The organism is Mangrovimonas xylaniphaga (assembly GCF_001280435.1).
Lineage (GTDB): Bacteria > Bacteroidota > Bacteroidia > Flavobacteriales > Flavobacteriaceae > Mangrovimonas_A > Mangrovimonas_A xylaniphaga.
In genome coordinates this window covers 406,884-419,702 of the sequence record NZ_LBIP01000013.1, presented here as the reverse complement: position 1 = coordinate 419,702, position 12,819 = coordinate 406,884, and the positions used below count along the sequence as shown (strand labels likewise).

The 12,819-nt window shown below is 38.5% G+C and carries 14 protein-coding genes; 12 read left to right on the top strand and 2 right to left on the bottom strand.

Annotated features, from left to right (window positions below):
• Both ZA06_RS02050 and ZA06_RS02045 read right to left on the bottom strand, forming a co-directional pair.
• Positions 1 to 3,126: a SusC/RagA family TonB-linked outer membrane protein gene (locus ZA06_RS02050; protein WP_053975749.1), complete on the bottom strand. Its 3,126-nt coding sequence runs from the start codon at positions 3,124 to 3,126 to the stop codon at positions 1 to 3.
• Between the two features lie 100 nt (positions 3,127 to 3,226).
• Positions 3,227 to 4,891, bottom strand: a complete 1,665-nt coding sequence (locus tag ZA06_RS02045) for a POTRA domain-containing protein (protein WP_053977020.1) — start codon at positions 4,889 to 4,891, stop codon at positions 3,227 to 3,229.
• Between the two features lie 194 nt (positions 4,892 to 5,085).
• Here ZA06_RS02045 and rpsL point away from each other — a divergent pair, with 194 nt between their 5' ends.
• The 12 genes from rpsL to rplP all read left to right on the top strand — a co-directional run bounded on the left by rpsL (position 5,086) and on the right by rplP (position 12,813).
• The gene (gene rpsL / locus ZA06_RS02040) at positions 5,086 to 5,460 is read left to right on the top strand and encodes a 30S ribosomal protein S12 (RefSeq protein ID WP_053975748.1); all 375 of its coding nucleotides are present in this window, start codon (positions 5,086 to 5,088) and stop codon (positions 5,458 to 5,460) included.
• 24 nt (positions 5,461 to 5,484) lie between these two features.
• Positions 5,485 to 5,961 carry a 30S ribosomal protein S7 gene (rpsG, locus tag ZA06_RS02035; RefSeq protein ID WP_053975747.1) on the top strand — a complete coding sequence of 159 codons (477 nt, stop codon included), beginning with the start codon at positions 5,485 to 5,487 and terminating at the stop codon, positions 5,959 to 5,961.
• A gap of 4 nt (positions 5,962 to 5,965) precedes the next feature.
• Positions 5,966 to 8,092 (top strand): elongation factor G, encoded by a 2,127-nt coding sequence (gene fusA / locus ZA06_RS02030; protein ID WP_053975746.1) that lies wholly within the window; start codon positions 5,966 to 5,968, stop codon positions 8,090 to 8,092.
• 11 nt (positions 8,093 to 8,103) lie between these two features.
• Positions 8,104 to 8,409, top strand: a complete 306-nt coding sequence (rpsJ, locus tag ZA06_RS02025) for a 30S ribosomal protein S10 (RefSeq protein ID WP_007650482.1) — start codon at positions 8,104 to 8,106, stop codon at positions 8,407 to 8,409.
• Positions 8,410 to 8,556: 147 nt separating this feature from the next.
• Positions 8,557 to 9,174 carry a 50S ribosomal protein L3 gene (gene rplC / locus ZA06_RS02020; protein ID WP_053975745.1) on the top strand — a complete coding sequence of 206 codons (618 nt, stop codon included), beginning with the start codon at positions 8,557 to 8,559 and terminating at the stop codon, positions 9,172 to 9,174.
• Complete coding sequence (gene rplD / locus ZA06_RS02015) at positions 9,174 to 9,803, top strand: 50S ribosomal protein L4 (protein WP_053975744.1); 630 nt, start codon at positions 9,174 to 9,176, stop codon at positions 9,801 to 9,803. The genes rplC and rplD overlap by 1 nt, the downstream gene beginning before the upstream one ends.
• A gap of 7 nt (positions 9,804 to 9,810) precedes the next feature.
• Positions 9,811 to 10,101, top strand: coding sequence for a 50S ribosomal protein L23 (rplW, locus tag ZA06_RS02010; protein ID WP_053975743.1), 291 nt, complete (start codon positions 9,811 to 9,813; stop codon positions 10,099 to 10,101).
• A gap of 10 nt (positions 10,102 to 10,111) precedes the next feature.
• Positions 10,112 to 10,939, top strand: a complete 828-nt coding sequence (gene rplB / locus ZA06_RS02005) for a 50S ribosomal protein L2 (RefSeq protein ID WP_053975742.1) — start codon at positions 10,112 to 10,114, stop codon at positions 10,937 to 10,939.
• Between the two features lie 6 nt (positions 10,940 to 10,945).
• On the top strand, positions 10,946 to 11,224 hold the full coding sequence (gene rpsS, locus ZA06_RS02000; RefSeq protein WP_053975741.1) for a 30S ribosomal protein S19: 279 nt from the start codon (positions 10,946 to 10,948) through the stop codon (positions 11,222 to 11,224).
• An 8-nt stretch (positions 11,225 to 11,232) separates the two neighbouring features.
• A complete protein-coding gene (rplV, locus tag ZA06_RS01995; protein ID WP_053975740.1) occupies positions 11,233 to 11,643 on the top strand; it encodes a 50S ribosomal protein L22 in 411 nt (136 codons plus the stop codon).
• A 9-nt stretch (positions 11,644 to 11,652) separates the two neighbouring features.
• Complete coding sequence (gene rpsC, locus ZA06_RS01990) at positions 11,653 to 12,369, top strand: 30S ribosomal protein S3 (RefSeq protein ID WP_053975739.1); 717 nt, start codon at positions 11,653 to 11,655, stop codon at positions 12,367 to 12,369.
• 18 nt (positions 12,370 to 12,387) lie between these two features.
• A complete protein-coding gene (gene rplP, locus ZA06_RS01985) occupies positions 12,388 to 12,813 on the top strand; it encodes a 50S ribosomal protein L16 (protein WP_053975738.1) in 426 nt (141 codons plus the stop codon).
• Positions 12,814 to 12,819 lie beyond the last annotated feature (6 nt).

Sequence of the window (12,819 nt, the reverse complement as noted above, 5' to 3'; positions counted from 1 at the left end):
TTAGAATTTTAAGTTGATGTTGAAACCTATGTTTCTGGCAGATGGATATTGTCCAAATTCCTGCCCTTGTTGTCCATTGGCACTACTAAACCCTGTTTCAGGATCAATGTGCGGCGCTTTTTTGTACAACATTGCAAGGTTTCTTCCTACAATCGAGAATTTTAAACCTTCTACAACACTGTTCTTGAAAAATTTCGCAGGAATTGCATATCCTAAAGTTATCTGTCTTAACTTAACATAGGACGCATCAAAGATCGAACTTGATTCTACATCATTACTGTAAGCAGCTTGGTTAAACACTTTGGCATCTACTACAACATTGTTTGGTATATAACCTCCATTACCGTCTGACATTACACCATTACCAACAACTCCAGTTTCTCTACCTATTAAAGATTCTTCTAAGGTACCTGCATATCTACCCCAAGCATAGGTCATACTGTGTACTTCACCTCCGATTTTAGCGTCGATAAGCGTTGATAAATCAAAGTTTTTATATCTAATGGCGAAATTGGCACCTCCTGTCCAATCAGGAGCAATATCTCCCAATACTTTGTAGTCTTGATCAATAACAGGAAGTCCATCTTCGTAGATTACTTTTCCGTCTTCGGTTCTTTCAAAGTCTCTACCAACTAATAATCCGTAAGGTAGGCCTGGTCTAGCTTCAAGATTTAGCCCCCACTGACCACCTAAAATATAAGTATCCAATTCTCCAAGTGAAGTAACTTCGTTATCATTGGTTGCCCAATTAAGGTCTATATCGAAGCTGAAATCTTCCGTCTCGATTACTGTAGCTCCAAAAGAAACTTCAAACCCTTTATTGGTCATGTCTGCTACGTTATCCCATACATTTGTAAAACCAGTGGCTGCAGTTACTTGAATTGGAACTAAAAGGTCTTCAGATTTTTGATCGTAGTAAGTGAAGCCAAAACGTAATCTGTTTTGGAAAAATTTACCATCGATACCAACTTCAACTCCGGTAACTGTTTCTGCTTTTAAGTTTGGATTCCATTGAGTGTTAGGCAATGAAGCTTGGTTTCCGAATCCTGTGTTTCCAAGTCCAAAAGTTGGTTTGATACTGTAAGGGCCTAATGCACCTGTACTACCTACTTTAGACCAACCTCCTCTAATTTTCAGAAAGTTTACAGCGTCACTAGTTATTCCTAAGGCATCTGTAAGAATTAAGGAACCACTAACGGAAGGGTAAAAGAAAGAGTTGTTGTCTACAGGTAAGATACTAGCCCAATCATTTCTTGCCGTAAAATCAATAAAGAATAAGTTTCTAAATCCAATTTGACCGTAACCGTAAACACTACTAATTTCTTGGTTTCTTTCAGTATTATCAAGAACGGCTGTCGCGCCTGTTTGTAAGTTGGCTAAATTGTATAAATCCGGTAATTCTAATGCAGGAAGCTGACCATATGTACTATTGTACTTTCTTTCCATTTGGTTAGCCCCAAGATTTAAAGAGAAGTTAAAGTCATCTGTAATATCCTTATTGATGGTAAATAAAATACTGGAATTAATCTCTTCGTATCTTCTTTGGATTTCCGTGTAACTTCCATCAGGAGCATTGTTACTTCCTTTGGCTTGTCTGCTAGTTTCTAGTTGGCTATAGAAGTCAACACCTACCATAGAACTTACGCTCAACCAATCGTTAATTTCGTAGGCTAAATTAATATTTCCAATTACACGATCCTTTTCAAACGTATTTCTGTTGGTTTCCAATACCCAATATGGGTTGTTTTGGAAGTTGTGGTTCCAGTTAAGAGGAGTTCCTTCAGCGGCCGTTCCTTCTGGCGCTAATGGGAAGTTTCTCCAATCTCTTAATTCAGAAAAGTTAACTTGTCTAGCAGACCAAATAAACTGCTGGAAAGGGTTTTCATTATTGTATCCCGTGATAGGTAAGTTGTCGCTATCTATATTGAAATAGTTTACAGAGGTACTAGCAGTAAAGCGCTCTCCTAAATCAAGTGTTCCGTTAAATCCAATAGTGGTTTTTTTCAATTCGGTATGAGGTACCATCCCTTTTTCATCTGAATTACCAATGGAAAGACGGATTTTGTCCGTAGTTAAGGAGACGTTGTTGCTAATGTTTATACCAGTGTCCAAAAAGTCTTTAACGTTGTCTGGATAAGAGCGCCAAGGAAGTGGTTGCCCTCCGTTCAATTGTGAATTCCATTGAATAAATTCTAGGCCAGTATCTAAAGCCGGTCCCCAGCTTTCATCTACACCATCTCCAACACCAGCTCCAGCGCCATTAACAAATTCAAAATAACTAGGGTCCCCACCTTGTCCATATGAATTTTGGTAATCAGGGAGTAATAAAGGATTAGAAAAAGTCACGTTCGTGTTAATGGATATACCAAACTTTTTGGCTCCACTACCGCTTTTAGTAGTGATTACAATAACTCCGTTTCCAGCTCGTAAACCATATAGAGCAGCAGCGTTAGGACCTTTCAGAATTGTAACAGATTCAATATCATCTGGATTAATATCTGCTGCACCATTAGGTAAATCGACACCTCCACCGCTTCCGGCGTTACCAAACGATCTGTTGTCAATTGGAACACCGTCTACTACGTAAAGAGGCTCGTTGTTCCCTGTAATAGAGGAGTTACCTCTCAATACAATACGAGAAGAGGAACCAACACTACCTGATGTTCCTGTAACCTGAACCCCGGCAACTTTACCGCTAATGGCATTTGAGATGTTACTTTCTCTGGCTTCAGTCATTCCTTCGCCTTTAATACTTTGTACAGAATAACCAAGCGCCTTTTCTTCTCGCTTGATCCCTAAAGCAGTTACGACAACTTCATCAAGAACAGCAGCATCTTCCAACATGGTGATGTTGATCGAGCTTGATGATCCTACCGTAATTTCTTGGGTTTTTAGTCCAATATAAGTAAATGTTAAAATGTCACCGGCTTTTGCTGAGATGGCATAGTTTCCATCAAAATCGGTTTGGGTTCCGGTAGTTGTCCCTTTAACAATAATGTTAACTCCAGGGAGAGGAAGTCCGGTCTCATCCGTAACCGTCCCTGAAATTGTTTTTTCTTGTGCAAAAGTTATCTGCACAACAAACGCCAGTATTAGCGTTAGAATTCCACTAAACTTTGTTTTCATATTTAAATTAATTTGAATTAGCCTGTCCGAATATCTTAATAAAAAGTTAATAAAACAACAAACTTGTATTAAAATTTTTAAAAGACTATTAACAATAATGTTAAAACGTGGAAGAGATGCTTATGTGGATTTTTGAATCTGAAAATTTAAAGCTCTGGTTTTCAGTCTTTCCGTTAGAGTAGTTGAGTTTGAAGAGGCCGGTATTTGTTAGTAAGCCAAAACCAAAGCCTATACCGAAGAGTTTTTCTTTGGTGTTATTTAGTTGGTTTTCAAAATATGAGGCGTCCAAAACACTGTGAACATAAAGGTTATTTGAGAGGCGGTATCTATATTCTGTATTGAGTACGGCGTAAAGGTTGGCCAAGATGCTGTTTTCTTCAAAGCCCCTAATGGAATTGATGCCTCCAAAGCGATACAATTCGTTTTCTAAATATTGGTCGGAATTTAAATAGGCTCCATTTAAACGAGTGAATAGGCTGTTCCTGTCGTTTAAGTTGAAAATTTTATAGCTATTGACTTGAAACTGGGTTTGCCTTTCTGTTTTGAATTCTGATGAGCGTTTTCCAAAGCCGGTAGAAAAATCAAACAGAAAGTTTGTTGGAAATAGGTTATCGTAATATTGTGGTTTTATGAAAGAGTAATTGATTTTATAAAAAGTCGATTTGTAATCTGTAATGGTACTCGTGGAGTTGTCCAGTAAATTGTTGGAGTTGATTCCGTGTATCCCGACTGATAGTTTGTTCCTAGAGTTTAGTTGGTAAAATAGGTTGGCGGATTGTGTAATGTTTACAAACGAGGAATCTCTTCTGAAAATATTCAAATTGGCATCAATGCCTATTGGTGTTTTGAAAAGATAGGGGAGGCTTACATCAAGGTTGAATGTTCTTTGGTCGTTTTCGTCACTCTTATAAAGAAGATTTAGGGATTCTCCATAATTAAGGTTGTTGATGAGTGCTAAGTTTAAATAACCGTCACATTCCAAATTTTGAGTTTCCGTATTAGTTCCAAACCCTAAGAAGCCATCAAAAGAATTCGCTTTGGTCTTTTCTATATATAAATATAAGGTAGTGGAATCTTTGGTAAATAAAACTTCGGGATCCTTAATTTGGTTGGCAAATTGCAAATCGTTTAACAGGTTTGTTTGTTCTTTTATTTTAGAAAGGTTAAATGTTTGGGAAGTTTTTATTTTTAAAAAGTGTTTGACATATGACCTTGGAAATTTTTCATAACCTTTAATTACGATGCCATCGATGGTCCTGATTTTATTGCTAGTGATTTTCAGTTTAGCCGATAGAGTGTAATCGTTTATTTTTTTTAGGTCCGTTAATTCAAGTGAACTAAATGGGTCTCCCGTATTGGTAATTTCGGTGTTGAGTGATTCTAAAGTGTCTTCTAGTTCTGCAATACTAATGAGTGAATAGCCATCAAGTGTTTTTAGGTCGAGTGCTTTTAAATATTTAGGGTCTAATTCCTTAATATATATAAGGATGGTTTTGTAATGGTTGTTTAAATGTAAATGAGCAACGTAGCTTGAATCGGATTCTTTTGTGAGATCTTCGAGGTTTGATTCCAAATATCCCAATTTGTTTATTTTTTGTTGAAGGGAAAACAGCTCAGTTTCCAACTCGCTATAATTAGAGTTGATTTTTTTGTACCCTATGGAGTCAATGATTTGGGTTTCTTTTTCGTTTTTGCCCTGAACGCTTAAGTGAAGTGATTGAGCGTGAATGATGTTGCAAAGCAACGTCCAAAAAATTAATTGCATTAACAATTTTGAGGAGGGCATCATACGGAATTTGATTTCAAAGCTAACGGAAATAATTCAACTAAAATATGCAGAGCAAAAAATAATTCACCAAACTTTTTAAAATTAATCACTTAACATTTGAAAAATTCATTTTTATTCCTACCTTTGCAGCCCTCTAAATAGAGGCTTTAATAAAAATTATATAGTAATATATGCCAACAATTTCACAATTAGTACGAAAAGGAAGAGCCAAAATAACCAAGAAGAGTAAATCGGCTGCTTTGGATTCGTGCCCACAAAGACGTGGTGTGTGTACTCGTGTTTATACTACAACGCCTAAGAAACCTAACTCAGCAATGCGTAAGGTAGCAAGGGTTCGTTTAACAAACGGTAACGAGGTTAACGCATACATCGGAGGTGAGGGTCACAACCTACAAGAGCACTCGATAGTATTGGTTAGAGGCGGAAGGGTAAAAGATTTACCAGGAGTTAGATATCACATCGTTCGTGGAGCTCTTGACACTGCAGGTGTTAATGGTAGAACACAACGTAGATCTAAGTATGGTGCAAAACGCCCTAAGAAGTAATTAAAAAAACTTTAAGAAGAAGACATGAGAAAAAGACAAGCGAAAAAAAGACCGCTTTTACCAGATCCACGTTTTAACGATCAGTTGGTAACACGTTTCGTTAATATGATGATGTGGGACGGTAAGAAGTCTGTAGCTTTTAAAATATTCTATGATGCTATTGATATTGTAGAGTCTAAGAAAGCTGATGATGAGAAAACAGCGTTGGAACTTTGGAAAGATGCTTTATCAAACGTTATGCCTCACGTAGAAGTACGTAGCCGTAGAGTTGGTGGTGCAACATTTCAAATCCCTATGCAAATACGTCCAGACCGCAAAATTTCAACTGCAATGAAATGGTTAATCGGTTATGCGCGTAAAAGAAATGAAAAATCTATGGCACAACGTTTGGCTTCAGAAATTTTAGCAGCAGCTAAGGAAGAAGGAGCAGCCGTTAAGAAAAGAGTAGATACTCATAAGATGGCAGAGGCTAACAAAGCATTCTCACACTTTAGATTCTAATAAAATGGCAAGAGATTTAAAACTTACAAGAAATATAGGTATTGCAGCTCACATTGATGCTGGTAAAACAACAACAACGGAGCGTATACTTTATTATACAGGAGTTTCTCACAAAATTGGTGAGGTGCACGATGGTGCTGCAACTATGGACTGGATGGAGCAAGAGCAAGAGCGTGGTATTACTATCACATCTGCAGCTACAACTTGTACATGGCAGTTCCCATTGGAGAATGCGCAGCCTACTCCAGAGACTCAAGGGTATCACTTTAACATTATCGATACTCCGGGTCACGTTGACTTTACTGTAGAGGTAAACCGTTCATTACGTGTATTAGATGGTTTGGTATTCTTATTTAGTGCAGTTGATGGTGTTGAGCCTCAATCTGAAACTAACTGGAGACTTGCTGATAACTATAAAGTACCACGTATTGGATTTGTTAACAAGATGGACCGTCAAGGATCTAACTTCTTAGCAGTATGTCAACAAGTAAAAGATATGTTGAAATCTAACGCTGTGCCAATCGTATTGAACATTGGTGACGAAGCAGATTTCAAAGGTATCGTAGACTTAGTAAAAAACAGAGCTATCGTATGGCATGATGAAACTCAAGGGGCAACTTTTGATGTTATCGACATTCCTGAAGATATGAAAGAAGAAGCACGTAAATACCGTGCGCTTTTAATTGAAGAGGTAGCTACTTACGATGAGAACTTATTAGAGAAATTCATGGAAGATGAAGATTCTATTACAGAAGAAGAAGTGCACGCTGCACTTAGAGCTGCTGTAATGGATATGGCTATCATTCCTATGATCTGTGGTTCTTCATTTAAAAATAAAGGAGTACAGTTCTTATTAGATGCTGTTTGTCGTTATTTACCTTCTCCATTAGATAGAGATAACATTATTGGTACTAACCCAGACACAGGAGCTGAAGAGACTCGTAAACCAAGTGTTGACGCGCCTTTCGCTGCATTGGCATTTAAAATTGCTACCGATCCTTTCGTAGGTCGTTTGGCATTCTTTAGAGCTTACTCTGGACGTTTAGATGCAGGTTCTTACATCTTGAACAACCGTTCAGGTAAAAAAGAGCGTATCTCTCGTATCTACCAAATGCACTCTAACAAGCAAAATGCTATCGAATATATCGAAGCTGGTGATATTGGAGCAGCAGTAGGGTTTAAAGACATCAAGACTGGTGATACTATGTCTGATGAGAAACACCCAATTGTATTGGAAAGTATGGACTTCCCAGATCCAGTAATTGGTATCGCGGTTGAGCCTAAAACTAAAGCTGACGTTGATAAACTAGGTATGGCTTTGGCTAAATTGGCAGAAGAAGATCCAACTTTTACAGTAAGAACAGATGAGGCTACAGGACAGACTATCATTTCTGGAATGGGTGAGCTTCACTTAGATATTATTGTTGACCGTTTGAAGCGTGAGTTCAAGGTTGAAGTAAACCAAGGACAACCTCAAGTAGAGTACAAAGAAGCTATTACTCAAACTGCACAACACAGAGAGGTTTACAAGAAGCAATCTGGTGGACGTGGTAAATTCGCGGATATTGTATTTACTCTTGAGCCTGCAGAAGAAGGTAAAGTTGGTCTTGAGTTCGTTTCTGAGATCAAAGGTGGTAACGTACCAAAAGAATTTATCCCTTCAATCGAGAAAGGATTCAAGATGGCTATGGTAAACGGTCCATTGGCAGGTTACGAAGTAGACGCTATGAAAGTAACTTTGACAGACGGATCTTACCACGATGTGGATTCTGACCAGTTATCATTCGAATTGGCTGCTAAACTTGGTTTCAAAGCTGCTGCAAGAGCTGCTAAAGCCGTGATCATGGAGCCTATCATGAAATTGGAAGTTATCACTCCAGAAGAAAACATGGGTGATATCGTAGGTGACCTTAACCGTCGTCGTGGACAGGTTAACGACATGGGCGATAGATCCGGATCTAAAGTTGTAAAAGCGCACGTACCATTATCAGAAATGTTTGGTTACGTAACTGCTTTACGTACGTTGTCTTCTGGTAGAGCAACCTCTACTATGGAATTTTCACATTATGCTGAAACTCCTTCGAACATTGCGGAAGAAGTGATTAAGGCAGCTAAAGGAGTTGAAGCTTAAATCTTAAGAAAATGAGTCAAAAAATCAGAATAAAATTAAAGTCTTACGATCACAACTTGGTTGACAAGTCAGCTGACAAGATTGTAAAAACAGTAAAAAGTACAGGTGCTGTTGTAACTGGACCAATTCCATTACCAACTCACAAAAAGATTTTCACTGTATTACGTTCACCACACGTAAACAAGAAGTCTAGAGAGCAGTTCCAATTAAGCTCTTACAAGAGATTGTTGGATATCTACTCTTCATCTTCTAAAACAATCGACGCTTTGATGAAACTTGAATTGCCAAGTGGAGTTGAAGTAGAGATCAAGGTGTAAGTAAGCACATCAAGAAACAAATTTCTTGATCACATGTCCGGCGCTTCGTGCAAAGGAAAAACGGAAAAAGTACAATTCAGGGTTGAAACGTATTTTGACCCTGAATTTTTTAAAATAATATAGTAATCAATTTAATAATTAATAAATATGTCTGGGTTAATAGGAAAAAAGATCGGTATGACCAGCATTTTCGATGAAAATGGAAAAAACATTCCATGTACAGTAATCGAAGCTGGACCATGTATCGTTACCCAAGTCAGAACCGAAGAGGTTGACGGGTATAATGCTCTTCAACTTGGTTTCGATGACAAGACAGAAAAAAGTGCTACAAAAGCGGAACTTGGTCACGCCAAAAAAGCTGGTACTTCTGTTAAGAAAAAAGTCGTTGAATTCCAAGGATTTGAAGGAGATTACAAATTAGGTGATGCAATCACAGTAGAGCACTTCATCGAAGGTGAGTTTGTGGACATCTCAGGAACCTCTAAAGGAAAAGGATTCCAAGGGGTTGTAAAACGTCACGGATTCGGTGGGGTTGGACAAGCTACCCACGGTCAGCACAACCGTTTAAGAGCTCCTGGTTCTATCGGTGCAGCATCTTATCCTGCGAGAGTATTCAAAGGAATCAAGATGGCCGGAAGAATGGGTGGTGAAAAAGTGAAAGTTGAAAATTTAAGAGTTTACAAAGTAGTTCCAGAAAAGAACCTTCTTGTAGTTAAAGGATGTGTTCCAGGACACAAAAACTCTTATGTAATCATTGAGAAATAATGAAAGTAGCAGTTTTAGATATAAACGGAAAAGACACAGGTAGACAAGCAGAGCTTTCTAAGGATGTGTTTGCTATTGAGCCTAACAATCACGCAGTATACTTAGACGTTAAGCAATATTTGGCTAACCAACGTCAAGGAACTCACAAGGCTAAGGAAAGAGCTGAAATCTCTGGAAGTACTCGTAAGCTTAAAAAGCAAAAAGGAACTGGTACAGCTCGTGCGGGTAGTATCAAGTCTGGAGTATTTAAAGGTGGTGGACGTATGTTCGGTCCAAGACCAAGAAACTACAGTTTCAAATTGAACAAAAACCTTAAGCGTTTGGCTCGTAAATCAGCTTTGAGCATTAAGGCAAATGACAAGTCAATCGTAGTTTTGGAAGACTTTAGCTTTGACACTCCAAAAACAAAGAACTTCACAGCGGTTTTAAAAGCCCTTGATATTCAAGACAAAAAATCTTTGTTTGTATTGGGAGCGTCAAATAATAATGTATATTTGTCGTCGCGTAATTTTAAAGGGTCTGAAGTGATAACTGCTTCAGAATTAAATACTTATAAAATTTTGAACGCAAGTAAAGTAGTCCTTTTAGAGGGGGCTCTAGAGGGAATTGAAACGAATTTAAGTAAATAAGAAAGTCATGAGTATCTTAATTAAACCTATTATCACAGAGAAAGCAACAACTCAAGGTGAGTTGAACAACTGCTTTAGCTTTGAAGTGAGCACAAAGGCGAACAAGGTAGAAATTAAAAAAGCAGTAGAAGCTGCTTATGGCGTTTCTGTTGAAAAAGTTCGTACTATAAATGTCCGTCCAGAAAGAAGAACCCGTTACACAAAAACAGGTATTCAGCATGGTAAAACAAATGCCGTTAAAAAGGCATTTGTACAACTGGCGGAAGGTGAGACAATTGATTTATACAGTAACATGTAATTAGACGAAAATGTCAGTAAGAAAATTAAAACCGATTACATCAGCTCAGCGTTTTAGAGTAGTTAATGGATTTGACGCCATCACTACTGATAAGCCGGAGAAAAGCTTGCTTGCTCCGAAAAAAAGATCTGGTGGTAGAAACAGTCAAGGAAAAATGACCATGCGCTACATTGGTGGTGGTCACAAAAAGAAGTATCGTATCATCGATTTCAAAAGAAACAAAGCAGGAATCCCTGCCGAAGTAAAAACTATCGAGTACGATCCAAACAGAACCGCTTTTATCGCGTTGTTGAACTACCAAGATGGTGAAAAAAGATACATCATTGCCCAAAATGGTTTACAAGTTGGACAAAACGTTGTATCTGGTGCCTCAGGAGTAGCTCCAGAAATTGGAAACGCAATGCCTTTAAGCGAAATACCTTTAGGTACTATTATTTCATGTATTGAGTTGCACCCAGGGCAAGGAGCTGTTATGGCTCGTAGTGCTGGAGCTTTCGCTCAATTGATGGCAAGAGACGGTAAATTTGCTACCGTTAAATTACCATCAGGTGAAACCAGATTGGTACTTGTAACTTGTATGGCTACTATTGGAGCTGTATCTAACTCTGACCACCAGTTGATCGTATCTGGTAAAGCAGGTAGAAGCAGATGGTTAGGTAGAAGACCAAGAACAAGAGCCGTAGTAATGAACCCAGTAGATCACCCAATGGGAGGTGGTGAAGGACGTTCATCTGGAGGACACCCACGTTCAAGAAAAGGTTTACCTGCTAAAGGTTACAGAACCCGTTCTAAGACAAAAGCGAGTAATAAATATATTGTAGAACGTAGAAAGAAATAATAGGACATGGCAAGATCATTAAAAAAAGGACCTTACGTTCATTATAAATTAGATAGAAAAGTTCAACAAAATGTTGAGTCTGGCAAGAAGACAGTTATCAAAACTTGGTCTAGAGCTTCTATGATTACTCCAGACTTCGTAGGACAAACTATCGCAGTGCACAACGGTCGTCAGTTTGTACCAGTTTACGTAACAGAAAACATGGTAGGTCATAAATTAGGAGAATTTTCACCAACACGTTCTTTTAGAGGGCATGCAGGTGCAAAAAATAAAGGTAAAAAATAAGAAGAGCTATGGGAAGTCGTAAAAAACAAATGGCAGAGGCTATGAAAGAAGACAGAAAGCAAATTGCGTTTGCAAAATTGAACAACTGTCCTACCTCACCAAGAAAAATGCGTTTAGTAGCTGATTTGGTAAGAGGTCAAAAAGCTGAAAAAGCTCTTCAGATCCTTAGATTTAGCTCGAAAGAAGCATCACGTCGTTTAGAGAAACTTGTACTATCTGCAATCGCTAACTGGCAAGCTAAAAACGAAGATGCTAACATCGAAGAAGCTAACTTATTTGTAAAAGAGATCAGAGTAGATGGTGGAACAATGTTGAAAAGACTGCGTCCAGCTCCTCAAGGTCGAGCACACAGAATTAGAAAACGTTCTAACCACGTAACAGTTGTGATTGGAGCATTAAATAACAACACACAAAGCTAAGATAGAGATATGGGACAAAAAACAAATCCAATCGGAAATCGCTTAGGAATCATCAGAGGATGGGAGTCTAACTGGTACGGAGGCAATGACTATGGAGACAAGCTTGCTGAAGACGATAAGATTAGAAAATATGTTCACGCTCGTTTATCTAAAGCTAGTGTGTCTAGAGTAATTATTGAGCGTACGCTTAAGCTTGTAACCGTTACTATCACTACTGCCAGACCTGGTATCATTATCGGTAAAGGTGGTCAAGAGGTAGACAAGTTGAAAGAAGAGCTTAAAAAGATTACAAACAAGGAAGTTCAGTTAAACATCTTTGAAATAAAGAGACCAGAACTTGACGCATTCTTGGTAGGGTCTAGTATTGCTCGTCAAATTGAGAACCGTATCTCTTACAGACGTGCAATCAAGATGGCTATCGCGGCTGCGATGCGTATGAATGCAGAAGGAATCAAAGTACAGATCAGTGGCCGTTTGAACGGTGCTGAGATGGCACGTTCCGAGCACTACAAGGAAGGTCGTATTCCATTATCGACATTTAGAGCTGACATCGACTATGCTTTGGTAGAGGCCCACACTACTTACGGTAGATTGGGAGTAAAAGTATGGATCATGAAAGGTGAAGTGTATGGTAAGAGAGAACTTTCTCCGCTAGTTGGGTTATCCAAAAAGCAAGGAAAAACAGGACGTGGAGGTAATACAAACAAATCTCGACGAAGAAAGTAATTTTAAAAGTAAAAGAAGATGTTACAACCAAAGAAAACAAAGTTTCGTAAGCAACAGAAAGGTCGCATGAAAGGAAATGCCGGAAGAGGGCACGTACTTTCAAATGGAATGTTTGGTATAAAATCGCTTGACTCAGAATTTATTACTGCGCGTCAAATCGAAGCTGCCCGTATTGCTGCAACACGTTATATGAAAAGAGAGGGGCAACTTTGGATCAAAATTTTTCCAGACAAGCCTATCACAAAGAAACCTCTTGAAGTACGTATGGGTAAAGGTAAAGGTGCTGTTGAATATTGGGCTGCTGTGGTTAAACCAGGTAGAATGTTATTTGAAGTTACCGGTGTGCCTTTAGAAGTTGCAAGAGAAGCCTTGCGATTGGCCGCACAAAAACTTCCAGTTAAAACTAAGTTTATTATAGCTCGAGATTACGACGAAGCTCAATAAGAATGT